The following is a 26,787-nucleotide window of genomic DNA, read 5'->3' on the forward strand; positions in this document are numbered from 1 at the left end:
TGTTTCTATGGCGCGATTTATTACGTCTATGCGTGATGCTCTGTCGACGGTGTGTCGCCGAAGAAGCACCTATTTAGATTTAGTGTTATAGTCTAGGCTATCTGAGGATATTCCCCGAGTGTCAATTAGAGTCTGCGCAGTTTTAGGGGTGAGCGATAAATGGCGGAATGGGGTGTGGTCTACTAGTAATACAATCACATCAGCAACGGATAGGGCATTACCTGGGGCGGTAAGTGCAACGTTGTTTCGAGTATTGAGCTCGGGCGGAAGCTGCTCGATGTTCGGTTCGACGATGAGGAGCTTTGCTGCGGGAAGAGTCTCTGAGAGCTGGACTGCTATCGCCTTCGACGGTGACTGCCGTAGGTCGTCGACATCGGGCTTGAACGCGATGCCGAGCACCGCGATCGTCGGCTTCTCGATGCGTTTGACCGCTTCGTATACCTTGTTCAGTACGACCTGGGGCTTGTGATCGTTCACGTTGCGCGCGGTTTCAATCAGCTTGGCGTTCTCTGGGCTGGCGGAAACGATGAACCAAGGGTCGACGGCGATGCAATGTCCTCCAACGCCAGGTCCCGGCTGCAGGATGTTCACCCTGGGGTGATGGTTCGCTAGCTCGATGAGCTCCCAAACATTGATGTCCAAGTCATCGGCGATGATCGAGAGCTCATTGGCGAAGGCGATGTTGACGTCCCGGAAGGCGTTTTCGGTCAGCTTTGCCATCTCGGCCGTGCGTGCGTCGGTGACGAGGAGCTCACCGTTGCAGAAGGTCGAGTAGAGCTGGCGGTTGAGTTCCGCCGCATGTGGGGTTGTCCCGCCGATGATTCGGTCGTTCTGCGACATCTCTACCATGATGCGGCCGGGCAGGACGCGTTCCGGTGCGTGTGAGAAGTACACGGAGTTGGGGAGGCCTGGCTGGTCGGTCAGGTCGGATCTGGCACTGAGGATCTCCGCAGCCATTTGCTCCGTGGCTCCCGGGGGAGACGTTGATTCGAGGATGACCAGTTCATTCCCCTGGAGCTGGGGCGCTATATTGCGCGCCGCTTCAAGAATGAAAGATAGATCCGCCTGGTGGTGCTGTTTGAACGGCGTTGGTACGGCCACGATGTAGGCATCGGCATGTGGGGGTTCGGACTGTGCGGTGAGCGCGCCGGCCGACACTACTGCCTTGAGAGCTTCGCCCAGACCAGCCTCTACGAAAGGCAGTTGACCGGCATTCACTGAATCGACCGTGGACTTCTTGACGTCGACACCTGTGACCTGAAGTCCTGCCTGAGCAAGGACGACTGCGGTGGGGAGGCCAATATAGCCAAGGCCGATGACAGCAACGGACTTGAAGGGAATTTCCAAGACTAGAAGATCTCCTGGGCGATGCTTGCCGACTCGGCTGCGGGGAGGATGGATTCGGTATCGGTGTCGAAGTCTGCAGGGCGAACGCCTGCATCGAACATCCAGCGCATGGCCTCGAGAGCACGGGTGGACGCAAGGCCATCACCATAGGGATTGACAGCATTGGCCATTGAGGCATATGCATCATGGTCCTCCAAGAGGACGGACACTTCGTGAACCAGACGGTCACGGTCGGTCCCGATCAACTTGACCGTGCCGGCAGCGACCGCCTCCGGGCGCTCCGTATTCTCACGCATGACCAGCACCGGCTTGCCCAGGCTGGGTGCTTCTTCCTGGACACCGCCGGAATCAGTCAGAACGATGTCCGACAGTGACAGCATCGCTGTGAACTCCGGATAATCCAAGGGTTCGACGACGAGGACGTTCTGCAGACCCTCAACGGCGGGCTTGATGGCCTTGCGGACCTTGGGGTTACGGTGCAGCGGCAGCACAAAGGTAGCCGCGGGGAACTTCCTGGCCAGATCTGCGACGGCCAGACCGATTCCTCGCATGGCCGGGCCCTGGTTCTCCCGCCGGTGGGAAGTAACAAGGATGACCGGTCCGGCGACGCCCTCTGCACGGTCCTGAGCCAGATAGGCCAGGCACTCATCGTGGAACTGCACATCGAAACGAGTAGTGGCGACCATCAGAGCATCGATGACGGAATTGCCGGTCACGACGATCTGAGAATCAGAGATGTTCTCCTGCAGGAGGTTCTCGCGGGCATTGGCGGTGGGTGCCAAGTGGAGGGAGGTAACCTGCGCGGTCATCCGACGGTTGGCCTCTTCAGGGAACGGGGATTTGAGGTCTCCGGTTCGCAAGCCTGCCTCCAGATGAACCACGGGGATCTGGCGGTTGAACGCAGCGACTGCCGTGGCCATGACCGTGGACGTGTCGCCCTGAACCAGGACAGCGTCCGGACGTTCGGACTCCAGAATGGGATCCACGCCCTCCACAACCTTGGAGACGATCCGGTTCAGGCTCTGACCTGGGGCCATAATGCTGAGTTCATAGTCAGGCAGGATGTCGAAGGCGCGGTTGACCTGTTCGACCATTTCGCGGTGCTGCCCGGTGTCGACCACGATGCTCTCCATGTCATCGGCATCTTCGATCGCCTTGATGACAGGCGCCAGCTTGATAGCTTCGGGCCTGGTGCCATAGACGGCCATGATTCTCACGGAGGAGCTCCTAGTGGTAGGCGTGGTGCGGGGATGATAACAGTGCAGCTAACTTCCCCCGTGTAGCAGCGTACCGTGTGTTCACCGATTTTTCACATGCGTACTACCTAGTTCTCACAATATTTACACAAAGATCCCCCGATCCGGGGATCGGGGGATCTTGTTCGCTGAGATGCTCCTGCCAGCTCAGCGGCTGAGTAGTGGGGGAGTCACTTGTAGTGTTCGTCGCCGTTCTCTTCTGCGTATTCGGCGATCGTGTCATCGTCGAAGGCCTTGCGCAGGTCCTTGAGGCGATCCATGTCCGGGTACAGGACCAACTGGCCACCGGCCTCGCGTCCATCGCCACTGATCGGAGCGGTGGCGAACGTGATGTCCGAAGCCGTCATCGAACCGATCCCCAGCCCCAGCTTGGCGATCCGCGAGGCACTCAAGTCCTCGTCCACGGTCAGATAGGGGGCGAATTCGCCCACCAGGTTCGACACCTTGCTGGGGCTGGTCAGGGTGTCCTTTGAGACCGTCTTCTTCACTACTGCCTTGAGGAAGGCCTGCTGATTGCGCTGGCGCTGCATGTCGCCGTCGGCGAAGGCATGGCGTTCGCGCACGAACCACAGGGCCTGCTCACCGTTGAGGTGATTGGTGCCCTTGGTGTAGGTCTGGCCGTGGCTGCTGAACGCCTTCTGGGACTGGACGTCCACGCCGCCCAGGGCGTCAGTCAGGTCCTTGAAGCCCTCGAAGTCGATGACGGCCACATGGTCGATCTTGATCTTCAGGTAGTCCTGCACGGTCTTGATGGTCAGCGGAATGCCGCCCCAGGACATCGCCGCGTTGATCTTCGCCTTGGACTTGCCGGGGATCTGCCAGAAGGTGTCACGCGGGATCGACACGACCTGCACGCCCTTGCCCTTGGTCGCGGGGAAGTGGGCGATCATCAGGGTGTCCGAGCGCACGCCGGTGAACTTGTCGTAGTCCTCGACGTTCTCATATCCGCGGGCGTCCGAACCCAGCAGCATCACATTGGTGCCGTTGGAATCCGCGACGTCGTTGCCCTTGCCGAAGATCTGTTCCTGCGTCAGCTTGTTCGTGCCCTCGTCGTACTTCTTGGCCAGCGCCCCGCCGTACCAGGCGACCGCGCCGACGATCAGCAGGATGATGACCAGCAGGATCGATAGGATGATCAGGGTGTTGCGCTTGCCCTTGGACATCTTCTTCTTGCGCGGGCGCTCACGCAGCTGCCCGCCCGGGTCACTGGGGTACTGACCGGGGTTCTGTAGGGGTTGGGGTGCCTGAGACACGATGGTTCCTCCCGAGGGTACGGGAGTCGTACGGCATACTCCCGAGGAGTAAGTATACGGAAGGAGCCGGGACGAAACTGTGTGATGTGAGCAGGAACCTTAAGCTATTCGCACCCGACTCCATCGCCGTCCCGATCCAGCTTCCTGCTGTATCCGGGGTCGCCTGCATAGATGGGCGCCGCGCCGGCCGCCCTCACCGCACTGCAGTTGGCGTAGTAGGCAGAACCGCCGTCGTCGGTGTCCTCGTCCTCGTCAATGTCCTCGTCCTCATCATCGGTGAAGTCATCATCGAAGTAGGTGTCATCCTCATCGGTGTCGTATTCGTCCGAGTCGTCGGTATCTTCGTCATCGATGGAGTCATCATCGTCGTACTCGTAGGCGTCGACGGGCTCGACCGACGTTTCGACCGGCGTGGGTGCGGGGGAGGTGATCGCGGGCGTGGGCGTTTCGACTGTGCTCTGCTCAGGAGAATCGTCCGAATCGTCCTTGCCATGGAAGATGCCGACCAGCACGGCGATGATCAGGAGAATCACGACGACGATGGCGATAAGGCAACCGCAGCCGCCACGGTTGGACGCCGACTGTCCCGAAGTCGGAGACTGCTGCTGGCGGCGCGATTGAGGAGAGGGCGTGCTCATATGCGGTTATACCTTCGATTCCATGACTGCGGGCAAGGCGGGGATGTCTCCGATAGCGGCCCGTGCCCGGCGGGTCACCCGGGACTAACTTACTACCCCTGCCCGTTCATCGCGGCGAGCTGGTCGATCGTGACGAAACGGTAGCCTCGGGCCTTGAGCAGATCGATCATGATGCCAGTGGCCAGCCGGGTCTTCTCCCGGTCCCACCAGGGATGCACCACGATGATCGCACCCGGATGCACCTGCTTCATCCCGCGCTCCACCATCTGCTGGGCGGTCTGGTCCGGCCGGAAGTTCTCCGGGGATACGTCCCACATCACACCCAGCCGGTTGGTCGCCGTCATGTACGCCGGCAGGCCGATGAACTTGTCCCCATAGGGTGCGCGGAAGGCGATCCGTCCCGTATATCCGGCCTGCCGGATCAGCCGGTCGGTCCCCGCGATCTCCTGGTGCATGCTCCACGGTGCCACCCCGATCATGTGCCGGTGGTCCCAGGTGTGGTTGGCGATCTGGTGCCCATCGGCGATCAACCGGGGCACCACCGTCGGGTACTTCTCCATCCACATGCCGTTGACGAAGAAGGTCGCGCGCACCCCGTGCCGGTTGAGCATCGACAGCACCGGCCCCGGATCCTCGCTGGGGCCGTCGTCCAGGGTCAGCGCAATGACCTTCTCCTGCGTGTTCGCGTGGAACAGCCAGTTGCCGAACAGTGCGTACTGGCGCGAATGAGCCACCCGGGGGATGAACGAGTCAACCACCAGGCAGCACACGGCCAGCAGCGCCACCACGCACAGATACCCGCGCCGTCTGGCGCGGGTATTGGGCACCCGGTCGGTCCGCCGGACCCGAGTCGTACCCTGTGTCAGGCGCGCGCCCTCCAGGCCGCGACCTCGGCCCTGGCAAGGTCGGCGGCGACCCCGATGTAGGTGGCCGGCGTGAGTGCCGCCAGCCGCGCTGCGTCCTCGTCCGGCAGGCCCAGGCCCGCCACGAAGGACTGCAGCTCCGCCTGATCGACCCGGTGGCCGCGCGTGAGCTCCTTGAGCTTCTCGTAGGGATTGTCCATTCCGGGCACGCCCTTGAGGAAGGCCGCGCGCATGACCGACTGGATCGCCTCGGCCAGCACCTCCCAGTTGTGGTCCAGGTCCGCATTCAGCGCGGCCGTGTTGATGTCCAGGCGGACCAGGCCCTTGACCAGGTTGTTCAACGCCAGCAGCGAATGCCCGAAGGCCACGCCGATGTTGCGCTGCGTGGTCGAATCGGTCAGGTCGCGCTGCATCCGGCTGGTCACCAGGGTCTCGCCCAGCGTGTCCAGCAGCGAGCAGCTGATCTCCAGGTTCGCCTCGGCGTTCTCGAAGCGGATCGGGTTGACCTTGTGCGGCATCGTTGAGGAACCGGTGGCGCCCTCGACCGGGATCTGCTTGAAGTAGTTCATGGAGATGTAGGTCCACATGTCCGTGGCCAGGTTGTGGGCGATCCGGTTGAACCGGGCCACATCCGCGTACAGCTCCGCCTGCCAGTCGTGCGACTCGATCTGCGTGGTCAGCAGGTTGAAGGTCAGGCCCAGCTTGTCCTCGACGAAGGACTTCGCCACCGCAGGCCAGTCCACGCCGGGGGCCGCCACCACGTGTGCGGCGTAGGTGCCGGTGGCGCCGTTGATCTTGCCCAGGAATTCGGTTCCGGCGATGCGCGCGTGCTGGCGGGCCAGGCGGCGCAGCGTCACCGCGATCTCCTTGCCCATCGTGGTGGGCGTGGCCGGCTGCCCGTGCGTGTGCGCCAGCATGGGGGTTTCGGCCAGCTCATCGGCCATCGCGGCCAGCTGGTCGATCAGCTTGGCCGCCGCAGGCAGCCAGACGTCCTGCACCGCGCCCTTGATGCCCAGGGCGTAGGACAGGTTGTTGATGTCCTCGGAGGTGCAGCAGAAGTGCACCAGTTCGCTCAGGTCGTCCGCGCCGATCTGGCTCAGGGCTTCCTTGATCGCGTATTCGACGGCCTTGACGTCGTGGACGGTGACCGCTTCGAAGGTCGCCAGCTGGGCGATCGTCTCCGCGTCGAAGGCCTCGGCCCAGTCGCGCAGCTGCTGCTTCTCATCGTCGAGCAGTGCGCGCACCCCCGGTACAACACCCTGTTCATTCAGGTGGATGAACCATTCGACCTCCACATGGATGCGGTCGCGGTTGAGCGCCGCCTCGGACAGATAGTCCACCAGGGGAGCAGCGTCCTTGCGGTAGCGGCCATCCAGGGGGCCGAGGGCGATGGCGGGTTCCAACTGGGCAAGAGTCACACGAGTCATGGCTCTATGTTCTCATGCCGGGGGCGGTGGGTGACCTGCGTGGGCGGGTGCGGGGGTTGCCGGGCTCGGGTTGCCATGCGAGGCCATCGGCTCGGGGTGCAGGGCGGGTGCGCCGGGTGAGGTGACCGACGCGTCATCTGCCTGTGCATGGCCGGGCGAGTGCCGCGTCCGCCGGCTGTGGACGCCGCGCGGTTGTCCACAGGACGGTTTCAGGGGCTTCCGCGCCCGAGGCCGGTGGGCTTCAGTGGGTGCATGGACACGACACATCTGGAAGCCGCCAGGGACAACTGGCGCTCACTGGTGATCCAGGCGCACGACCTGGCGGGCCGGGCCCTGAGCGCCGGACACGTGCAATGGCGCTCACGCGCCGCCGACCGGTATCGCGAGTCGGTGGGCAATCGTCTGGAGCGGCTGCACCGCCTGGCCGACGCCGCCTCCGAGGTCGCAGCCGCCTACGACGCGCACATCGCCGCGGTTGCGGCGGCGGGGGCCGAGGCCCTGGTGGCGCCGGGAATACCAGGGCCCGGAGCGCCGGGTGGGTTCGGAGCCCCGGAAGGGCCGGGTGGGTTCGGTGTCTAGCGCATGCGGTGTCCCGGAAGGGCCGGGTGCCGGGACTGGAAGGGAGACGAAACGGATATGAGCACGGAACGGCATGAGGAATACGAAGACTACGGGGAATCCGGGGAAACGGGCCTCGATATGGAGCAGCTCCGCCGGGACACAGCGGAGTTCGCCGATGAGCTGGCCGCAGTGGGCCACTGCATGTCCAAACCGGAGGCTCTCATCCCGTTGCGGCTGATGACGGATGCGGACTGGTTGGAGCTGACGATCGGGATCCGCGGCAACCAAGCCGGGATCCACGGCACGATCGATCGGGTCCCGGCCGCCGTCGCCTCGGCGTCCGAACGCGAAGACCTGGCCCAGCACAGCATGGTGGTGTTGCGCAGTTGCGGCCTGGGCGAACTGCCCGCAGTACTGACCGGGCTGATCGACGAACTGGGCAGGGATGCTGAAAGCGCCACCATCAGTGGCTGCCTGGTGGTCATCGATCCGGACGCTGACCCGGAGCGTGTCGCGGCCCTGGACCCGTTGGCCTTCTGCGACGACCCACCCTGGGAGGAACCGGCCCGGGCCGCACCGCAGTGGGGACAGCGGCCTGTGGGCGGGTCCGCAGCCTCGGTCCTGGCCGCCGACTTCGAACTGGAGCCGCTGATCGTCCACGGCTGCGATGACTGTCCCCACGGACTGTCATTGGCCGTCGAGTTCATCCCGTCCGGTTCCGCCTTCGCCGGAGAGCTGCGCAGGCAGCTCTCCGAGGACCTCACGCGCTTCGCCCATTGGCGGGGACGGAGAGTGGAGCAGGGCGGCCGGCCCGGTCAGCGGGGGAGTGCAGCCGGTGGGCGGTCCGCCACATGGGACGAACCGGGGCCGGGGAGTGCGTGGCGATGAGCTGGGTACAGGTCAGGGGCGGCGCCGGATCGGTCAGCGCCCGGCTCGATGACCTGGACGCCGTGGCGGACCTCCTGGGCGATGTGGCGTCAGAACTGTCCGGCCTGGCCAAGCGCGCCGCCTGGGCCGACCTGAACCCTTTGGAGGACCTCAGCGCGATCGCGTCGCCGGGCACCTTCGCCAGGGTCCAGGCGGCCAAGTCCACCTTCACCGCGCACAGTGCCGGCCTGGCGGCGGACTTCGTTTCCCTGGCCGGCTCCCTGCGCCTGACTGCCAGAGCCTATCGGGACGCGGAGTCCCTGGTGGACGGCCTGATCGACCGGGCACTGCGCGGCCTGGGGAATCTGGCCGGGCACGCCGCCCGAGTCGTCCTGCCGGTGGTGGGGATCAACCTGGCGGTGCCGTTGGTGGTCGGCGGGATCGGCATCGGGATGGCCGCAGGGGCCGTCATCACCGGACTGTCGTTCGTGGGCGGGACGTTCGAGCCGGAGGTGGCGAAGTCCCTGATCCGTGTAGGGGCAAAGGGCGTGGGAGCCGTGGCCGGGGCCGCGGGCAAGGGCCTGGAACCCGTCGGAGGCGTTGCCGGGATCTGGCTGCGCGACACAGCGGCACGGCATCCTGGCGCCACCCGGACCCTCATCGAGAACCTCCTGCCGGGCTTCGTCAACGGCTTCGTGGGACTGCCGCCGGGCGTGGAACTGGGGCCCGACGGAGGCCCCGGTGGGATCCTGCCACACGACTCGCGCACACTGACGGCGCTCGCCGTGGCCACCGCGCGCAGGATGGGTCTGCTGGGAGACACCGGGGTCCGGGTCGACAAGGTCTACGATGACAGCCGCGCCGGGGCCATGGTGGATGCCGTGGGGGCCGGGGCGGCTGCGGGCATCGCGGCGGGCGCGGTGGCCGGTGGGAGCGGAGTGGGCCGGATAGCGGGTGCAGGTCCGGCCTCGGGCGCTGCAGGTCCGGCCTCAGCCGGGGGAGCCGGCGGGGCAACGGGCGCCGGCGGGACCCGGGCACCGGGGAACGCGCGGGAACTATTCAACCGGTCCCGTGCGACGAACCCCGAGGGCGTGGACAACGGGCGCGTGCGCGTCGAGGAGTACCGCGGGGCCGACGGCCGCAAGCGCTTCATCGTCTACCTGCCGGGCACCACGGAATGGAGCGCGCGCCCGGCTCGGGCCGGCTCCGACCTGAAGACGAACGCGCAGGGAGTCCTGGGCCGCGACACCGCGATGCACAAGGCGGTGCGCACCGCGCTGCGGGATTCGGGCGCCGGCCGCGACGACCAGATCCTGCTCACCGGCTTCTCCCAAGGCGGGATCATCGCGCAGTCCCTGGCCTCAGATCCGGAGTTCGCCGGCGACTACGACGTGCGCGGGGTGCTCACGGCCGGATCGCCCACCTCGGACTTCGCACCCGCCGATGCCAAGGTGCTGGCCGTCGAACACTCCGATGACATCGTGCCGAACCTGGACGGGGATCGGAATCCGGACGCGGCGAACTGGACGACACTGACGGTCGAGCGCGACGGGGAGGCCGCCGGGGACCCGGGGAGTTCGCACAGCCGGGATGAGTACGAGCGCTCGCTGGAACGCCTGCGGGAAGCGGGCCAACAGGATCTGGCCGACTGGGAGGAGGACATGGGCGGCTTCTTCACCGGCGAGCGCGTGGCCACCCGCGACTACGAAGCCGTCCGCACCCCGGGGTGAGGTGGTAGCTGAAAACTGTAGGCCTTGTTTTGTGGCCCTGCTTTTGAGAGACTGAGGACGAGCGAGGAGTGCCAATGGGCATCCGATTCACCACGAGTGCTGACCGCCATGGGATCGCTCATGAGGATGCGATTTACGCGATGATTCACAGCACCGGGACAGAGTCCGTTGCGAGTGCAAAGAGCCTGCCTACCCGAGTGTTCGTCGGGCACCCGCATTTGCAAACCGAGCGGTACATAGAAGTAATAGCCAGTGTCTTGGGTGCTGACATAGTCATATTCCATGTCATGGAACTATCGGACCTCTATCGACATTTGACGTAGAGGTGCTCGGACAGATGAGACGTCCGACGCTCTGTAGGAAAGGAAGGCAACGGCCGATGGTAGAGAACGAGGATGAGTTTTTCGGCGCTCTGGCTGATGCGGCCCAAGCGGGCGAACTCAAGCCCTTAGGGGATGCGGTCCATCGTGACGGCTCTCGTATTGCCCCTGAGCTGAGTGTCGAAGATGCGGTCTGGGTGTCGATGGGGCGTCCAAGGCTTTCGGCGGGCAGTAAGGCGGCGACCACGAAGACGTGGAAGGTGCGGGCGCCGGAAGCGTTGGATGAAGCAGTGCACGATGTTGCGAGGGGACGGGGTATGAGCCTGTCGGAGTACATCCGCTTGGCTGTTGTGGCACAGGTTGCGCGCGACCGCCGGGCGGGGTGAGGTTCGCGCCAGACTGGCGGTGGCCTCGGGCCCGGGGAAGCGGAGCTGCCGGGGTCCGAAACGGTACCCGCGACGGTACCCGGGTTGGTACTCGCGCGCCCTGGTCAGAACCGTTTTCCGGGGGTTTTCCCGAACGATTGTTCGGGCTCACAAAGGGGCCACTTCCCGGCTGTTCGGAAAAATAATCCAACGTCCTACAAAAGTAGGGTAGAACCCGGTAATCGGACGGTGTGGGGAACTATCGCCCACCGGTGGCCGCCGAGGGGCCTGGTGCGTTAATCTGTATCAATATGTGACATGCATAACCAGGACGTCGGCCTACAGGCTACGGCGCCCACCCCATCCGATGGTGGCTGCAAACCAGACGCCATCCCTACGTGAGGAGAACGGTATGACATCGAACATGATCGGGACGAAGGAGTCCATATTGGATCACGACCCGACGATGGTTCAGATGCTCACCCCGGAAGGTCGGCGAGTCGACGGCGGTTCGTACGAACGCTACGTCGCGGACTTAACGGACGCGGACCTGCGCGGACTCTACCGCGATATGGCGCTGATCCGTCGGGTCGATGCGGAGGGCAATGCTCTGCAGCGCCAGGGTCAGCTGGGCCTCTGGGCGCCACTGCTGGGCCAGGAAGCCGCCCAGATCGGCCTGGGTCACGCGATGCGCAATCAGGACTTCGTCTTCCCCACCTACCGTGAACACGGCCTGGCCTGGTGCCGCGGGCTGCGCCCGGAGACGATCTTCGAGATGTACCGCGGGCAGAACCACGCCGGCTGGGACCCGCAGGCCTACAACTTCCACACCTACACGATCGTCATCGGCGCCCAGATGCTGCAGGCCACCGGCTACGCCATGGGCATCTCGCTGGACGGGGACGTGGGCACCGGCGACCCGGACCGCGACGCGGTGGCCATCGCCTGCTGTGGCGACGGTGCCACCAGCCAGGGCGAGGTGTCCGAGGCCCTGAACTTCGCCTCGACCTTCCACGCCCCCACTCTGTTCTTCATCCAGAACAACCAGTGGGCCATCTCCGAACCGAACTCGGTGGAGATGAACGCGCCGCTGTTCACCCGCGGCACCGGGTTCGGCGTGCCTGGCACCCGCGTGGACGGCAACGACATCCTGGCGATGTACGCCGTGGCCAAGGCGAACCTGGACGACATCCGCGCGGGCAATGGCCCCCGCCTGCTGGAGGCCTTCACCTACCGGATGGGCGCCCACACCACCGCCGACGACCCGACCAAGTACCGGTCGGACGCGCTGACGGAATCGTGGGCCGCCAAGGACCCGATCGTGCGCTTCAAGACCTACCTGGAGACCGAGGCGGCCCACCGGTCCCCGGCCGCCGCAGCCGAACTTGCAGACTTCTTCGCCTCGGTCGAACGCGAGGCCGACGCCCTGGCCGCCCACATCCGCGAGGCCGTCATGGCCATGCCCAAACCGCCTGTGAGCGACATCTTCGACTACGTGTTCGAAGAACCCCACCCACTGATCGAAGAGGAGAAGCGGGAGTACATGGCCTACCTCGACGGCTTCGCCGAGGACCTGGAGGCTGACGCCCGATGACCACCACCGCAACGAACTCGGCTGCGACGAATCCTGCTGGAACGGAACCAGCGGCAGTCAACCCGGCGGGGGCCTCGGCTCTGGAGATCGCGGCCAGGGCCAATGGCCACGAGCCCGACATCACCACGATGCCCCTGTCCAAGGGCATCACCGCCGGCCTGCGCAAGGCACTGGAAAACGACCCCAAGGTCCTGCTGATCGGCGAGGACATCGGCAAGCTGGGCGGCGTGTTCCGTGTGACCGAGGGCCTGCAGAAGGACTTCGGTGAGCATCGCGTCATCGACTCCCCGCTGGCGGAGGCCGGCATCGTCGGAACTTCGATCGGTATGGCGGTCCGCGGCTACAAGCCCGTCATCGAAATCCAGTTCGACGCGTTCATCTACCCCGCCTACAGCCAGATCGTCACCCAGCTGGCCAAACTGCACAACCGCACCCGCGGCGCGGAGAAGATGCCGGTGGTCATCCGCGTGCCCTTCGGCGGCGGCATCGGATCCCCCGAACACCACTCGGAATCCCCGGAAACCGTCTTCGCCCACCACGCCGGACTGAAGATCATCAGCCCGTCGAACGCCCACGACGCCTACTGGATGATCCAGGAGGCCATTGCCAGTCCCGACCCGGTCATGTTCTTCGAACCAAAGCGCCGTTACTGGCTCAAGGGCGATGTCGACCGGGCCAACCGCGGTCTGGACGGCTGGCACGCCCAGGTGGTCAGCCCCGGCACCGACGTCACCCTGGTGGCCTACGGACCCACCATGCCGCAGGCGCAGGACGCCGTGGCCGCCGCGCGCGAAGAGGGCACCAGCGTCGAACTGATCGACCTGCGCAGCCTCAACCCCATCGACTTCGCCACCATCGAGGCCTCCGTGAAGAAGACGGGCCGCCTGGTGGTCCTGCACGAGGGCGCTGTGTTCTTGGGCCTGGGCTCGGAGATCGCCGCGCGCATCACCGAACGCTGCTTCTACCATCTGGAGGCCCCCGTCATCCGCGTGGGCGGCTTCCACACGCCCTACCCGGGATCCAAGCTGGAGGAGGACTACCTGCCCGACCTGGACCGGGTCCTGCACGGCGTCGACCGGGCACTGGCCTACTGATTCGGAGGGTAGAGGGAATATGAGCACTCTTTTCGCGCTGCCCGATGTGGGCGAAGGACTGACCGAGGCCGACATCGTCGCATGGAAGGTCGCCCCGGGCGACACCGTGACGGTCAACCAGGTGCTGGTCGAAATCGAGACGGCCAAATCGCTGGTCGAACTGCCCAGCCCACAGGCGGGCGTGATCACCGGGCTGCTGGTGAACGAGGGCCAGACCGTCGAGGTCGGCACCCCCATCGTCGAATTCGACGGCGGCACCGGTGCGGCTCCCGGTGGATCCGGTACTGCAGGCGCTAGCGGCGCCGAGGCCCCCGCCGGTTCCGCTGCAGCCACGGCCGCCGCCGTGGTCGGGGCAGCCGCTGGTGCGGCGCCCGGCACTGCAGCCGGAGCGGCGGCAGTGGCGCCGGCCGAATCCGGAGACGGCCCCAATCTGGTGGGCTACGGCTCCAAGGCCGGGTCCAAGAAGCGCAGGCCCCGCAAGGCGGGCGCCCCTGTCGCTGGTGCTGCGACCGCGGTGTCGGCCGGCGCAGCCGCACCTGCTGCTGCCACTCCGGTCGCCGCGGCTGTACCGGCTGCCGGCGCGCAGAGCCAGGCACCCGCGCAGAGCCCGGCGGGGACCTCGGCCACGGCCGCAGGGTCCATCGGGGCTCGGCCGCTGGCCAAGCCGCCGGTGCGCAAGGCCGCCACGGACGCGGGCGTCGACCTGTCGCTGATCACCCCGACCGGTGTCCACGGCGAGGTCACCCGCGCCGATTTCGAAGCCTTCCTGGCAGGCGGCGCTGCGGGCGCGACCTCCGGGCCGGTTGCCGCGGCGGGCGCAGGAACAGCGGGAGCGGCTGGGGCCTCGGCCACGGTGAGCGGACTGCCCACGGGCCAGAGCGCCGCGCGCGATGCGAACCCGGCCGAGCTGCAGGAGCGCATGCCGTTCAAGGGCGTCACGAAGTTCATGGCGCAGGCGATGGCGACCTCGGCGTTCACCGCGCCCCACGTCACGGAATTCCTCGAGGTCGATGCCACGGGCACGATGGACTTCGTCCGCACGCTCAAGGCCGGCAAGGTCCTAGGCGAGGGCGTCAAAGTCACGCCGCTGCTGGTCGTCGCACGCGCCGTCATCTGGGCGGCGCTGCGCAATCCGCGGATCAACTCGTGCTTCGACGGCGATGACATCCTCATCAAGCACTACATCAACCTGGGCATCGCCGCGGCGACCCCGCGCGGGCTGATCGTGCCGAACATCAAGCGCGCGGACGCACTGGGCCTGGAGGACCTGGCCCGCGAGCTGCGCGCGCTGACGAACACGGCGCGTGAGGGCAGGACGACTCCTGCGGCGCAGGCCGGCGGCACGATCACGATCACCAATGTGGGCGTGTTCGGCGTGGACACGGGCACCCCGATCATCAACCCCGGTGAGGCCGCGATCGTGGCCTTCGGGGCGATCAAACAGAAGCCCTGGGTGGTCGATGGGCAGTTGGCCGTCCGCGAGGTCACCACCCTTGCGGTGTCGGCGGATCACCGGTTGGTCGACGGCGAGGTCATTTCGAAGTTCCTGGCCGATCTGGGCCGGGCCGTCGAGGACCCGCGCATCATGCTGCTGTAGGGCTGGGCCGGTTCGGACTGCTTGCGACTTGTGGCCATCTGTTTCAGATTTCACTGTTTGAACAGTGAAATCTGAAACAGATGGCCACAAGACTTGAGGTGGGGGCACCGCAGGTCAATCGTCTGTGGAGCGAAATGGTGTTATACACAGGAGAACACCGTCCTCTTCCAATGATCGTCCATTGTTGTCACGATCATGACATGTATAACGTCGTATCGCGTCAAACGCTTATCAATGCGCAGTTCGGAGTGCGGGACATCTACTCTGCGGTGGGCTGCTGCATGCGGACCGTGGCGAGCGGGATGTTCGCAGTCGCGAGGATCTGTGCTGATCCGCGCCACATCCCCTTCCGGGATTGGATCGATTCCCCGGAGCTCCTGGAGAACCCCGAGCACGGCGAGCAAGCGGCCAAGGCGTTGGTCTACGAGCAGAGGACCAAGCACCATCTGGGCCACCTCGCTGAGTACGGCCTGCTCGAAGGGCAGGTGCTCAGCCACCACAGCGCTGCCGCCGCCCAGCGGATACCCCTGATGGACAGCCACTTGGACCGATTCTCCATATCGGACCCACTGCGCCCAGCTGTGAGGACGACTCGTCTGCAGCGGCGTAAGCGCGAGATCCCGGAGGCCTTCGTGCACAGTTCCTGCATCGACCTGCCCGGCATCCCGATGAGCAACCCCATCTGGACAGTGGCCGACCTGCTGCGAGACGCGGATCCGCTGCAGGGCTTCATCGCTGCGGACGCCTATATCGGCGGGCGCTCCGATGTGGATGCAGGCGTCCTGCACCGGTACCCGCAGCGCTTCGCGAACTGGCGTCCGCCCGTGGCGGTGCCCCAGGTGGGGATCGGGTATCCGGGGGTGCGGGCCCGGTACTACGAGGACTTCGCGGTTCGTCGGGCCCGGCTGCACGAGGTCCTCGGCATGTTGGAGGATCTGGCCGGCGCCTATGGAATGAAGCGGGCGCGCCGGCTGGCGGACTGGGCCACCGGCCTGGCGGAATCGCCTTTGGAGAGTCTGACCGCGCTGGCCCTGCACCGGCTGGGCATTCACGACTTCACGCAGCAGATCGTCTTCGTGACCGACAACGGGTGGAATCACTATCGGGTGGATTTCCTCATCGAATCCCTGGGGGTCATCATCGAGGCAGACGGCTGGTCCAAATACACAGAGCAGGATGACATCCGTCGAGAGAAGTACCGGCAGGATTATCTGCAGCGCTACTACCGTGTGGTCCGCGTCGAATGGGCCGACGTCGTGGGCTCGGCTGCCGGACAAGATGCAGTGCGGCAGCCGGGACGGAGCAGCGCAGTACGGAGCAGTGCGGGACACCGTGGCGGGGGACTGCGGGCCAAATTGCGCAGCGTCGGCGTCCGGATCTGAGCTACTGAAGACTTGGGTCATCTGTTTCAGATGTCACCGTTCAAACAGTGGAATCTGAAACAGATGACCCCAAGAAGTGTGTGTCACGGCAGCGCCGGGCGGAGAATCGCAGGGTACTCGACATGAGTAGGTATCCCTGAATTACGGGATGGAAAGGATTTGCGGAGCTGGATAAGCGCTGAGTAGGGTGAGTGAGAGTGTTCACAATGGAAGGATGATGCGGCGTGACATCTCCGTTCGACCACAATCAGCACGGCTCGCAGGGGAGCTGGCCGGGAGCCGCCGCGCCCTTCGGACAGAGCGCCGGTAATCCTGCGGCACCGGGCCAATCGCCCTTCGGCCCCGGCACCGGATCCGCCGGCCAGGGCCCAGGAGCGCAGGGCCCAGGAGCCCAGAGCCCTGCCGGTCAAGTACCCGCAGGGCAGAACCCCTTCGGCCAACAGGGCCCTACCCAGCAGGGCGCTACCCCGCAGACCCCCGATTCCCCCTTCTCCGCCCAGCATCCCCAGGGCGGCACTTTCGACCAGGACTTCAGCTTCGCCGGGCCCCCACTGGTCCTCCTCTACATCTCCGCGGGCCTGGCCGTCGTCGGGATCGTCCTGGCGCTGCTGCCCTGGAATTGGTTGGCGCCCATCGGCTGGTTGCTGGCCGGGCCCGGCGCCCTGCTGACTCTGGGTCGGTTCAGCGCGGTGGACACGCGCAACCGGGCCTCGGGCCTCTACGCCTTCAAGTCCCTGGCAGGTCCCCTGTACTGGACTGCCGCGGGGATCGCGGTTGTGGGAATCATCGTGACGGCGCTGTTCACCGCCTTCTGGATCGGACGGATGTGATGGGAAGACCAGTCATGGGCAGACGCCTGAGCACTCTGGCGGGCAAGACCACCCGGCTGCTGGCGGCCTCGGCACTGCTGCTGGGCCTGAGCAGTCTGGGCACGGCCGCGAACGCCGCCCCCGCAAGCGCACCGGAGGCCGCCGCCCCCGCCGCATCCCCGGCGACACCGGCCAACCCCGTCCCCGCGAACGCCGCCCCCGCCCAGCCGATGAACACCTCGGTCGACGGTGCATCCGGCACCTCGGCGGCGGACAGCGCGACCGATGACAAGGACGCCCTGCCCCTGCCCGAACAGTTCGGCGCCTGCGTGGCCGGCGGCGGCAAGGCCGATCTGCTGCTGCTGATGGACTCATCGGGCAGCCTGCGCGACACCGACCCGAAGAACACGCGCGTCAAGGCCACCCTGAAGCTGCTCGACCGGCTGGCCGACGACCCGAAAACGGAACTCAACGTCGCGCTGAGCACCTTCGCCCACGACTACCAGCGGGAACGCGACTGGACCCGGATCAACGGCCGGGCCGACGCGGAATCGATGAGCAACTCCGTGCAGGACCTGGACAAGCGCACCGACGGCATCGACACCGACTACTGGACCGCCCTGGACTCGGCGCACAAGCAGCTGGCCGAACGGGCCTCGGCGGATGAGAAGGACGCAGGCAAGGACAGCTCGGACAACTCGGCCGGCGGCAAGAACGCGCACTGCCAGGCGATCGTCTGGCTCTCCGACGGCGAAATGGACATTCAGCAGCGCGACGCTGCCACCGCCTCCAAATACGGCAAGCGCAAGGCCTACGCCAAGGACGCCGACCTGAAGACCGACAAGGGTGTCAAGGCGGCGGAAGCAGCCGCGCAGAAGGACATCTGCCGCTCCGGCGGCCTGGCCGACCAGGTCCGCTCGGCCAAGATCGCGATGTTCGGCGTCGGCCTGGGCAAAGACGGCAAGACCTTCGATTTGATGCGCTCGATCGTCGAGGGCAAGGACTCCGGCGGTCAGACCTGCGGCAAACTCGTCGACCCCCGACCGGGCGACTTCTACCTGGCCGATGACATCGACGATCTACTGTTGGCCTTCGACAAGATCTCCGGCCTGGGCTCCACCGTGGTCCGCCAGGACAAGGGCGTGTGCGCCGACGGCAAGTTCTGCACCAAGCAGTCCCACCAGTTCGTGCTCGACGCCAGCACCCCGCAGGTCGACGCCTTCGCCACCGTGGACAACGACCACGTGGGCGCCATCATCATGGGCCCCGACGGCAAGAACGTGAAGCTCGACCAGGCCGATTCCGCCAAGGACATCACCGTCAGCGGCAACCGCCTGCACTACGAGTGGGACACCTCCGAGGGCACCAGCCTGTCGTTCAAGCTCGACGGCGCAAACGGCAAACAGGTGGGCGTGTGGCGCTTCGCCTTCGTGGCCGAGGACGATTCCGCCAATAACGCACAGAGCCATTCGAACCTGCACATCGAACCGGCCCTCAAGCCGGTCTGGCACTCGAAGAAGTACCCCGACCCCACCACGGCGGAATTCCGTTCCGGCCAGGACTTGACCGATGTAAGCTTCGGATTCTCCGACCGCGACGGCAAGCCCGTGTCCGCCTCCGACATCCGCGGCACCGGTACATTCTCCGCGGTGTTCACCGATGCCAAGTCGGTGCCCCACACCCTGGCGCAGACCGCGAAGTTCGCAGACCTGGGATCGAAGACCTATACCTGGCCGATGCAGGACGCGCCGACCGGTGCGGGCCACCTGCAGATGTCCCTGGCCCTGACCACGGCTTCCGCTCCGGATCCCGCGAACAAGGGCAAGACCGTGGCCGGCACCAAGCTGGGCGTGGTCGCGGTGAACCAGGACGTCAACGTGCAGGCCCCGGCGAACTACCCGTCGGTGCCCACCAAGGTGGACTTCGGCCAGGCCGAGGGCAGTGTCGATCTGCACGCGGTCCTGCCGGTGACCGGCGAGGGCTGTGCCTGGGTCGAATCGGGCAAGACGAACATCGCCGCCGCCCCCGAGGAACTCACCGGCGCGCAGGTCGGTGCCCAGGCCAATGGTAAGGACTCCTGCGTCTCCGGCGGGAACGAACTCCCCGTGGACCTGAAGTCGGATCAGACCGGCAACGGCACGGTCTCCGGCACCTTCACCGTGATGCTGGCACCGGCTGACGGCAAGGGCGATCCGACCCCGGTCGAGGTCTCCTTCAGCGCCGGCATCAGCAAGCCGCTGAACCTGGTGAACTTCTGGCTGGTGCTCGTGTGCGCCCTGGTCCTGGGCCCCGGCATCCCGCTGGCGCTCATGTACCTCATCAAGTGGCTGGGCGCCCGGATCCCGGCACAGCCCCTGGTGGTGGTGCGCGCGCCCGTGCAGATCACCGCAACCGAGGTCCAGCGCGAGGGCTCCCGCTTCGCCTTCAGCGCCGCGGATCTGCGCGGCACCGTGCCCGTGGACCCGCAGGGGGCCAGGCAGCTCGACGCGGCCGGCGTGACCCTGCGGACCCGGATCGGCGCCTCGCCGCTGGGCGTGGGCTACACCGCGGTCGAGGTCCCAGAGGGCACGTACACCGTGGCGGCCTCGGCGCCGGGCAAGTCGCCCGCACGCCTGCCCCTGGCGGTGCACGGTCAGTGGCTGCTGCTGCGCACGGCGGGTGCGCCGGCGGACACCGCCGAGCTGCTGGTGCTGCTGCCGGCGAGCTGGCCCGATGCCAAGCGGCAGGAGCTGGAGACCCAGATCAATCGCGAGGCCCACGACCTCTACGCCTCCCTGCCCGCCGAGGCGCAGGCCGCCTCCGGCGGCGGCACCGATCCGAACAACCCCTGGGCCCAGAGTGGGCCGGCGGGCCCGCAGGACAATCCGTTCGCGCAGACCGACCCGTTCGCGCAGACCGCCGTATCCGGCGGCGCGGCGCCCTGGCCACAGCCGGGTCAGGGCACTCCGCCGGGATCGCAGGGCGGAAATCCGTTCGGCGCGCCCAGCGGGCCCGGTACCCAGGGCACACCGGGGCCACAGCCGGGTCAGGGCACTCCGCCCGGACAGCCGAGCGCACCGCCGCAGCCGCCCGCGCCCCCACAACCGCCGGCGCGCCCGCCACAGGCTCCCGGCAACCCGCCACAGCCGGGCACGCCTCCGCAACCGGGCAATCAACCCGGGCAGCAGAACCCGTGGGGAGACGCCTCATGGTGAAGCTCGGCGTGATCGCGGCACCTAAGACGCACCCCGGGGTGCACCTCGACGTTATCCACCCGGATCCGAAAGGCTAGAGATGTTCAAGTTCCTCGTTGTCGGCTGCGGTGGTTCGGGTGGAGAGACCCTGGCCCGGCTGATGGACCACCTGAAGTCCGAACTCCTGCCCTATGGCTTCGACAGCCTGCCCGCCGGCTGGCAGTTCGTCCACGTGGACGTGCCGGTGGCCGCCGATACCAAGATCAAGGGGATCGGCAATGTCGCCGATCAGGGCGGCCGCTACATCGGAACCGCGCCGTCGTCCGGTTCCTATCCGGTTCTGGACAACGCGGTGACCCAGAAGCTCATGCGCACCGGGGACCTGGCGGACTTCGTCACCTGGGCCCCGCGCGATCCACGCAAGGTAACCGTCCCACTGGTCACCGGCGCAGGCCAGATGCGCGCAGTGGGCCGGATCATCACGCTCAACCGGTCACAGGAGGTGTTCAAGGGCCTGCAATACGCGATCGACCAGCTCAACACCGATGAGGCCACCTCGCAGATGCAGGAGGTCGCGGCCAAGTTGCCGGGTGCGGGCAGCTTCGACCCCGCCTCGCCCACCATGGTCTTCGTCGTATCGTCCATGGCCGGCGGCGCCGGCGCCTCGATGGCCCTGGACGTATGCCGGTTGCTGGCCCAGACCAACGGCGTGCTCTCCAGCCAAACCGGCGTCTTCATGTACACCTCGGATATCTTCCCGGACAACCTGAGCGGGGTGAAGCCCAACGCCCTGGGCATGTTGGGCGAGATCGTCGCGGCCCAGACCACCGCTGCCGAACCGCACGACGTGCGCACGCTCGAGGCCCTGGGCCAGCACGTGAACTCCACGGGCCAGCCGCCCTTCGCACGCGTCTTCCCCGTGAGTAAGTACCAGGGCCTGGAACGGGCGAGGTTCGGCGACGGCTCGCAGACCGGACTGTACCGCGGCCTGGCCCGCGGCCTGGCGGCACTCATGGTCTCCGGCCGGGCCTCGGGGAACTTCCAGGCCTTCTACCTGGGCAATCCGTCTTCGGACACCGCGGCCAACGGCACCTATCTGGGTTGGGGCGCAAAGAACCGGCAGGATCTGTCCTGGGGCACATTCGGCTTCGGCCGGCTGTCCCTGGGCCGCGATCGCTACCGGCACTACGCCGCTCAGCGGATGGCCCGGACCGCGGTGGACCGCCTGCGCGAAGGACATCTGCAGGCCGGCAATCAGCAGGGCAGCACCGAACAGCTGCGCGCCCTGGTGGAATCCCAGTGGGATTACTTCCTGCGTGAAATGGGCCTGCCGGACCGCCAACAGGCGACCACCCCGGCCGGGCTGGTGACGTGGCTGCGTTCCTCGATCGGCCAGGTGCAGACGAACGCCTGGTCCCAGGAGGTCGTGCAGACCTCCGGCTTCGAGGCGAATATGGCACCGGCAACCGGGATGCCGGGCAACCAGTGGCTGGCCGTGATGGCCGGACACATGCAGCGCACCGGCCCGGATATGGGCCAGCGGACCGACCGCGTGGTCTACCGCTGGGCCTTCGACTGGGCGCACACCTTCGAGCGCCGCCTGGCAGGTGCGGTGGAGACCTCGGTGTCGACCTTCGGTCTGCCCTATGCCCGTGAACTGCTCCGCCAGCTCGAATCGTATCTCTCCGGCACCGTGGTTCCGCAGTTGAGCAGCCTGTCCCAGGCGCCTAGGCCCACCCTGAACACCCTGCCCCAGCAGATCAATCAGCAGGTCGGCGCGATGGGTTCGCAGACGCTGAACACCAATGGCCTGATCGAACAGAACCTGGTGCGCATCGTCCACGCCGGGGTGGCGCAGTTGGGCGAGATCGTGGCCAGTGGCTATCTGCAGCAGATCCTGGCCGCAGTACCCAATGAGGTGCTCAGCCACCTGGGCCGCGCGGTCGAACGCGCGATCGAGTCGCTGGACGTGGGAGTGCGCGAATCCGCTCAGAAGGTCGGCATGTCCACGGTGGAGACCGATATCTACGCAGCCTGGCCATCGGATGACGACAAGCAGGTCCCCGAACGCTTCGCCACCGCCCACAACGAGGTCCTGCTGACCCCGGCAGCGGAGTTCGACGGTCTCTACACCGAACATCTTCCCCGATCCATCCCGGACGTGCCGCAGGGCCAGGTGGTGGCCCTGGAGAATGCGAAGACCCTGACCGCAGGCTATGTCATCTCCGGGCGGTGGAAGACCGCCGAGGGCGCCAAGGCACCCGGCGGCCTGCTGGGAGTCTCCAGCGATTGGCAGCCGGCGGTGCTCCCGCTGAACCCGCATACGGGGGAACGCCTGACGCCCAAGGTGCCCGCCTACGAACTGCACATCGGGCCCGCGGAGCTGCGCCAGCGCGCCCTGAAGTTCATCAACCGGCCCAATGAGGTCTTCGACGACTACTGCTCACTGTCGCTGGAGAACTACGTGCTGGGCAACGACAGCGTGTCCCCGGTCGAGGTCGACCGGCGCCGGTCCGATCTGCGCTCGAAGTTCCGGCAGACGCTCACCCGTGCCCTGCCACTGGGCAGCGTGCATCCGGACGTCGTCTCCCAGGTCCACACGGATAAGAGCGTGGACTACCGCTACACCTTCTCCGCTGTGCCCTTCGGCTCCGACCAGGCACTGGCCGACGACCTGCAGAAGGCGCTGGCGGACAAGTCATCGGTGTCCAGGGAGACCGAGGAGATCTTCTCCAATGCGGTGGCCTCCGGGCAGGACGCCAGCGGCATCACCCACATCGACGTGTTCGGCAGCTTCGGCAATCTGTCCCCGCTGGTCTTCGACGGGATCCTGCAACCGGTGTCCACCGCCTGGTCCCAGGCCAGCTCGCCCGGCCTGCGTCGCGAGTTCTGGGAGTTCAGGAGGGCCCGACCGCTGCCGGCGTCCCTGCCGATGGCGGACGCCGAGCGGTGTGCGATGATCGCCGGCTGGTATGTGGCCCAGCTGACCGGACAGCTGCAGATCCCCGATCAGCGCAATCTCAACCGGCCCGTGCAGATCTACGACCGGGAGACCGGCCAGTGGCTGTCCTTCCCCAATCCGCTGCTGACCCCACCGGCGGAGTTCGTCGGCCAGAGCTTCGACTGGCTGCCCGCGGTGTTGGAATCGGTGCTGTTGGCGATCAGCAACGCCCATCAGACCCCGGTGCTGTCCTCCCTGAAGCCCTACCGGGTGTTGCGCGGGATCTTCGACAACACCCCGGAGGAGCCGCGCTCGGGCCTGTTGACACTGGCCGCCCGCGACCAGCTGGCGGACTGGCTGCGCACCGGCGAGACCCCCTCGGGGATGCCCAGCCGGGCACAGGCCCCCACCCTGGAGGAGCGCTACCGCAATGCCGGGCAGTTCCTGGAGACCGTGCAGGGATTCGCCGCAGGCAAACTGGACCAGGGCCATCCCGGCGGCGCCGTGGTGGCCGTGGCCAATCGAGCACAAGGTGCGCTCACGCCGATCTTCTGCGATCTGGTCCCGGACATCGTCCAGGTCACCCAGGGGCTGTTGGGAGTCCTCGAGGAGGCCAAGGCCAATGCCGAGGCCGCTGAATCCGGTTCCCAGCCGGGCGGCGCCTGGAACATGCCCGAAGGACTCGAGGGGCCGTTCTGATGAGCACCGACAACGATCTGACACTCATCGTCGCACCCGCCGCCCTGCTGGGGGTGCGCGAGACCCTGCGCGACTGGTCCGCCGGCGGCCTGGTCTCCGACTTCGTCTGGGTCCCGGCCGAGGCGCAGAACGGCCAGTGGCCGGCCTTCGGGATCAGCGCCGGGCGCAAGGACCTGGTGCAGGTGTCCCGCCTGGCCGGTCTGCGCCAGTACCGGACCATTCGCGTGGTGGCCCTGACCCGCGCCGTGGACGGGGAGTTCGCCCTGGTCACCCGGGTCGGCGACGAACTGCGCTGGCTGGCGGCCCAGGAATTCGGCGGGACCGCCGTCGAGGCCCTGCGCGTGCTCTACGCCGAGGAGGCAGCCGAGGAATCCGTCGACCTGGGGTCCTCCAGCGGCTGGGTCGACGCGATCGTCGCAGCCAGCGACTCCCGCGGGCCCGGGATCGGCGCGGGCCCCGTGGACGCCGCGGCGCCGCGAGAGGTCTATCCGCACCTGGCCAGCCAGCTCGCCGCGCTCGCGGCCCTGTACACGGGGGTGGAGGCCTCGGCCCTGGACGAGGTCCCCGCGGCCGCCACCGGCTACCGGGCCCGGCTGTCGCGCTCCTTCTACCGCGGAGTGGACGCCACCGCCGTTGAGGACGGCCTGCACGATCGCCTGTTCGACGTCTCCGAGGGCTATCCGCTGCCCAATGAGAGCGGGAACCTAAGCGTTGCGGTGGAGAACGAACAGGCCGCCGTGGACCAGGCGTCGAGCGCGCTGTGGCGCAAACACTCCTGGGTGCTCGCACGCAACCGGGTGGCCCCCCAGGTGCCGGCCCAGGAGAAAATCACCGCGGGCGCGGCACTGAAGTACTTCTTCCAATTCCTGTTCGCGGCCCTGCGCGGGGCACCGGCGAACTGGGCCAAGGCCCTGCTGCGCTCGGGCAAGGCGGCCGTCGCCCAAACGGTTCAGCGCGCGGTGTTCGGCGGCGGGGACTCCGCCTATTCGGTGGTCGTCGACGGGATCGACGCCAATGGCAATCCCGCTCACTGGCAGGACGCCGTGCAGGCGGCGGAGAACCTCGAACAGCGGCTGACCGGCAACGGCCAGACCCAGCACCGGGACCTCTCGGAGCTGTGGCGCGGTTACACCAACACCACCTTCACCATGCTCGACGCCCAGACCCGCGGGCAGGACCTGCAGCCGCTCTACGCGGGCACCAGGACCGCCGTGGTGCGCGGGCCCAGCGCACTGGCCGGCGACCCGGCGCAGCCCTTCCGGCTGCAGGGCGCGACCGCCGGCCTGCTGGGCGCCCGGACGGTCCAGCCGGCTGACATCCTGCAGGCCAATGAGCTGGGCAATCAGATCCAGCAGCTGGCGCTGGGCTCCGGGGTGTCCTCGGACGCGGCCGGGCAGTTCAGCGATATGACCGAGTGGTTCAATACGAACCGGGCCAGCTTCACCAACCGGGTGGGCGAACCGCTGGCCACCGCCTTGGACGAGGTCAAGGCCGAGGTCGCCGAACGCCTGCGCTCCTTCCGCCGGCCCGCCTCCGATGACGACGGCGGCGCCTGGGAACTGGGGGAGACGAACCGCATCGCCCGGGTCAAGATGCGCATCCTGACCGGGGTGATGACATCCGTCGCACTGCTGTTCGGGCTGCTGTCCTTCATCGGGGTCTTCGCCTGGTGGCTCTTCGCGATCCTGTTCGCCCTGAGCGTCCTGGGCTGGCTGGGCGGGGCGCTCATACAGTTCCTGAACACCCGCCGCGCCCTGTTCGCGATCATGCACCGGAACTCCCAAGCCGATGCCCAGGCGGAGGCGGATCGGCAGAACCTGGCCGCGGCCCTGGGGGACCTGTCGCGCCTGGGCGACGCCTACGGCCAATACCTGCGCTGGGCCGATCTGGTGGGCGCCTTCGTCCACCGCCCCTTCGGCCCCGCCCGGCCCCGGACCGCCAAGGTCGAGGGCGGCTTCGACGATCTGCCGTTGAACGCGGGGGTGGCCTCCTTCGTGGTCGACCGCCCCGCCGTCGAATCCGCCGTCGCCACCCTGCGCGCGGAGATGTTCCCCGTCGGCTGGTTGGACGCCCAGTGGCGGACCTTCCTGGGCCGCACCGTCGAACGCGCGGGCCTGGGCGATCCGGTACTCGCCGAGGACGCGGGCCGGTTGTTCCACGAGACCTCCTATTCCGAGGTCAGCAGCCTGGGGCGGGTCGCGCAGTGCGCGCTGACCGAGGACACCGATCCGGTGCTCAGCGCCGGCTGGTGGGCCAACGCCGGACAGCGCCTGGCGAATCCGCGCCTGGACCAGGTCAGGTCCACCCTGCTGCGCACCGTGTCCCTGAGCGGGAACCTGGGCCGACAGCCCACCGAGGACTTCATCGGCGCCGTCGGCACGCCCACCGGCTCCGACTACAGCCGGCCGGAGATGCTCGACGATTCCGTGCTGACGGACGCCGGGGCCAGCGCGGACCTGCACCGGCTGGCCGAGGACGGCGAATTCATGCGCAGCGTGGTCACCGGACTGGGTCGCGTCGTCGTGCACACGCAGCTCTCGCAGCCGCTGGGGCCCGACGATCTGCGCTTCGCCCAGCACGTCGAGGACATGCCCGAGTGGGCCGCCGACAGCGCCTGGGCGCTCAACCCGCTGGGCGATCCCGGCAGCCATGTGGGCGACTACCCGGAAGTGGCACAGAGCCGTCCCGCGGCCCCGCCGGTGAACCCCGCGGCCGCGCCCGATGCCCCCGCGGAGCCGCCCGCCGCACCTCCAGCGGGGCCTCCCAACGATCCGCCCGCCGCACCTCCAGCCGGGCCCCGGGCCCCCGGCGGTGGGGAGTACGACAACCCGTTCGGGGACATGCCCTTCTAGCGTGGACAGCCAGCACCCC

General features: G+C 67.0%; 18 protein-coding genes. 12 read left to right on the forward strand and 6 right to left on the reverse strand.

Going from position 1 to position 26,787, the window contains the following annotated elements:
- Positions 1 to 69 precede the first annotated feature (69 nt).
- The 6 genes from wecC to purB form a co-directional block, all read right to left on the reverse strand.
- Positions 70 to 1,341 (reverse strand): UDP-N-acetyl-D-mannosamine dehydrogenase, encoded by a 1,272-nt coding sequence (wecC, locus tag NQ034_RS11850; protein ID WP_257049113.1) that lies wholly within the window; start codon positions 1,339 to 1,341, stop codon positions 70 to 72.
- Positions 1,342 to 1,349: 8 nt separating this feature from the next.
- Positions 1,350 to 2,555 carry a non-hydrolyzing UDP-N-acetylglucosamine 2-epimerase gene (wecB, locus tag NQ034_RS11855; RefSeq protein WP_257049115.1) on the reverse strand — a complete coding sequence of 402 codons (1,206 nt, stop codon included), beginning with the start codon at positions 2,553 to 2,555 and terminating at the stop codon, positions 1,350 to 1,352.
- 218 nt (positions 2,556 to 2,773) lie between these two features.
- Positions 2,774 to 3,856, reverse strand: a complete 1,083-nt coding sequence (locus NQ034_RS11860) for an LCP family protein (RefSeq protein ID WP_257049068.1) — start codon at positions 3,854 to 3,856, stop codon at positions 2,774 to 2,776.
- A gap of 104 nt (positions 3,857 to 3,960) precedes the next feature.
- Positions 3,961 to 4,494: an excalibur calcium-binding domain-containing protein gene (locus NQ034_RS11865; protein ID WP_257049069.1), complete on the reverse strand. Its 534-nt coding sequence runs from the start codon at positions 4,492 to 4,494 to the stop codon at positions 3,961 to 3,963.
- Between the two features lie 92 nt (positions 4,495 to 4,586).
- Complete coding sequence (locus NQ034_RS11870; protein WP_257049070.1) at positions 4,587 to 5,321, reverse strand: polysaccharide deacetylase family protein; 735 nt, start codon at positions 5,319 to 5,321, stop codon at positions 4,587 to 4,589.
- Positions 5,322 to 5,356: 35 nt separating this feature from the next.
- A complete protein-coding gene (gene purB / locus NQ034_RS11875; protein ID WP_257049072.1) occupies positions 5,357 to 6,784 on the reverse strand; it encodes an adenylosuccinate lyase in 1,428 nt (475 codons plus the stop codon).
- A gap of 252 nt (positions 6,785 to 7,036) precedes the next feature.
- Here purB and NQ034_RS11880 point away from each other — a divergent pair, with 252 nt between their 5' ends.
- From NQ034_RS11880 to NQ034_RS11935, 12 genes are all read left to right on the forward strand, one after another.
- Positions 7,037 to 7,363 (forward strand): hypothetical protein, encoded by a 327-nt coding sequence (locus NQ034_RS11880; RefSeq protein WP_257049073.1) that lies wholly within the window; start codon positions 7,037 to 7,039, stop codon positions 7,361 to 7,363.
- Between the two features lie 57 nt (positions 7,364 to 7,420).
- Positions 7,421 to 8,233 carry a hypothetical protein gene (locus NQ034_RS11885; RefSeq protein ID WP_257049074.1) on the forward strand — a complete coding sequence of 271 codons (813 nt, stop codon included), beginning with the start codon at positions 7,421 to 7,423 and terminating at the stop codon, positions 8,231 to 8,233.
- Positions 8,230 to 9,942, forward strand: a complete 1,713-nt coding sequence (locus NQ034_RS11890; protein ID WP_257049075.1) for a hypothetical protein — start codon at positions 8,230 to 8,232, stop codon at positions 9,940 to 9,942. Before NQ034_RS11885 ends, NQ034_RS11890 begins: the two co-directional genes overlap by 4 nt.
- Positions 9,943 to 10,321: 379 nt before the next feature.
- Complete coding sequence (locus NQ034_RS11895) at positions 10,322 to 10,648, forward strand: hypothetical protein (RefSeq protein ID WP_257049076.1); 327 nt, start codon at positions 10,322 to 10,324, stop codon at positions 10,646 to 10,648.
- A gap of 391 nt (positions 10,649 to 11,039) precedes the next feature.
- On the forward strand, positions 11,040 to 12,221 hold the full coding sequence (locus NQ034_RS11900) for a thiamine pyrophosphate-dependent dehydrogenase E1 component subunit alpha (RefSeq protein ID WP_257049078.1): 1,182 nt from the start codon (positions 11,040 to 11,042) through the stop codon (positions 12,219 to 12,221).
- Positions 12,222 to 12,340: 119 nt separating this feature from the next.
- On the forward strand, positions 12,341 to 13,315 hold the full coding sequence (locus NQ034_RS11905) for an alpha-ketoacid dehydrogenase subunit beta (protein WP_373567207.1): 975 nt from the start codon (positions 12,341 to 12,343) through the stop codon (positions 13,313 to 13,315).
- 19 nt (positions 13,316 to 13,334) lie between these two features.
- Positions 13,335 to 14,912: a dihydrolipoamide acetyltransferase family protein gene (locus NQ034_RS11910; protein WP_257049079.1), complete on the forward strand. Its 1,578-nt coding sequence runs from the start codon at positions 13,335 to 13,337 to the stop codon at positions 14,910 to 14,912.
- 200 nt (positions 14,913 to 15,112) lie between these two features.
- Positions 15,113 to 16,294, forward strand: a complete 1,182-nt coding sequence (locus NQ034_RS11915; protein WP_257049080.1) for a putative endonuclease domain-containing protein — start codon at positions 15,113 to 15,115, stop codon at positions 16,292 to 16,294.
- A gap of 224 nt (positions 16,295 to 16,518) precedes the next feature.
- The gene (locus NQ034_RS11920; RefSeq protein WP_257049082.1) at positions 16,519 to 17,124 is read left to right on the forward strand and encodes a hypothetical protein; all 606 of its coding nucleotides are present in this window, start codon (positions 16,519 to 16,521) and stop codon (positions 17,122 to 17,124) included.
- A gap of 14 nt (positions 17,125 to 17,138) precedes the next feature.
- The gene (locus tag NQ034_RS11925) at positions 17,139 to 20,297 is read left to right on the forward strand and encodes a VWA domain-containing protein (protein ID WP_257049084.1); all 3,159 of its coding nucleotides are present in this window, start codon (positions 17,139 to 17,141) and stop codon (positions 20,295 to 20,297) included.
- Between the two features lie 79 nt (positions 20,298 to 20,376).
- The gene (locus tag NQ034_RS11930) at positions 20,377 to 23,916 is read left to right on the forward strand and encodes a tubulin-like doman-containing protein (RefSeq protein WP_257049086.1); all 3,540 of its coding nucleotides are present in this window, start codon (positions 20,377 to 20,379) and stop codon (positions 23,914 to 23,916) included.
- Entirely contained in the window at positions 23,916 to 26,768 is a 2,853-nt protein-coding gene (locus tag NQ034_RS11935) for a hypothetical protein (RefSeq protein ID WP_257049088.1), read from the forward strand. Before NQ034_RS11930 ends, NQ034_RS11935 begins: the two co-directional genes overlap by 1 nt.
- Positions 26,769 to 26,787: the final 19 nt, after the last annotated feature.

This window comes from Brevibacterium moorei (assembly GCF_024580735.1).
GTDB lineage: Bacteria > Actinomycetota > Actinomycetes > Actinomycetales > Brevibacteriaceae > Brevibacterium > Brevibacterium moorei.

What these genes read in the sequence shown, in the direction of transcription:
- NQ034_RS11930 (WP_257049086.1), top strand. Translation starts at nt 20,377, where the DNA reads ATGTTCAAGTTCCTCGTTGTCGGCTGCGGTGGTTCGGGTGGAGAGACC.
- wecB (WP_257049115.1), bottom strand. Translation starts at nt 2,555, where the DNA reads ATGGCCGTCTATGGCACCAGGCCCGAAGCTATCAAGCTGGCGCCTGTC.
- NQ034_RS11880 (WP_257049073.1), top strand. Translation starts at nt 7,037, where the DNA reads ATGGACACGACACATCTGGAAGCCGCCAGGGACAACTGGCGCTCACTG.
- NQ034_RS11885 (WP_257049074.1), top strand. Translation starts at nt 7,421, where the DNA reads ATGAGCACGGAACGGCATGAGGAATACGAAGACTACGGGGAATCCGGG.
- NQ034_RS11865 (WP_257049069.1), bottom strand. Translation starts at nt 4,494, where the DNA reads ATGAGCACGCCCTCTCCTCAATCGCGCCGCCAGCAGCAGTCTCCGACT.
- NQ034_RS11890 (WP_257049075.1), top strand. Translation starts at nt 8,230, where the DNA reads ATGAGCTGGGTACAGGTCAGGGGCGGCGCCGGATCGGTCAGCGCCCGG.
- NQ034_RS11935 (WP_257049088.1), top strand. Translation starts at nt 23,916, where the DNA reads ATGAGCACCGACAACGATCTGACACTCATCGTCGCACCCGCCGCCCTG.
- NQ034_RS11900 (WP_257049078.1), top strand. Translation starts at nt 11,040, where the DNA reads ATGACATCGAACATGATCGGGACGAAGGAGTCCATATTGGATCACGAC.
- NQ034_RS11895 (WP_257049076.1), top strand. Translation starts at nt 10,322, where the DNA reads ATGGTAGAGAACGAGGATGAGTTTTTCGGCGCTCTGGCTGATGCGGCC.
- NQ034_RS11915 (WP_257049080.1), top strand. Translation starts at nt 15,113, where the DNA reads ATGTATAACGTCGTATCGCGTCAAACGCTTATCAATGCGCAGTTCGGA.
- NQ034_RS11910 (WP_257049079.1), top strand. Translation starts at nt 13,335, where the DNA reads ATGAGCACTCTTTTCGCGCTGCCCGATGTGGGCGAAGGACTGACCGAG.
- purB (WP_257049072.1), bottom strand. Translation starts at nt 6,784, where the DNA reads ATGACTCGTGTGACTCTTGCCCAGTTGGAACCCGCCATCGCCCTCGGC.
- NQ034_RS11925 (WP_257049084.1), top strand. Translation starts at nt 17,139, where the DNA reads ATGGGCAGACGCCTGAGCACTCTGGCGGGCAAGACCACCCGGCTGCTG.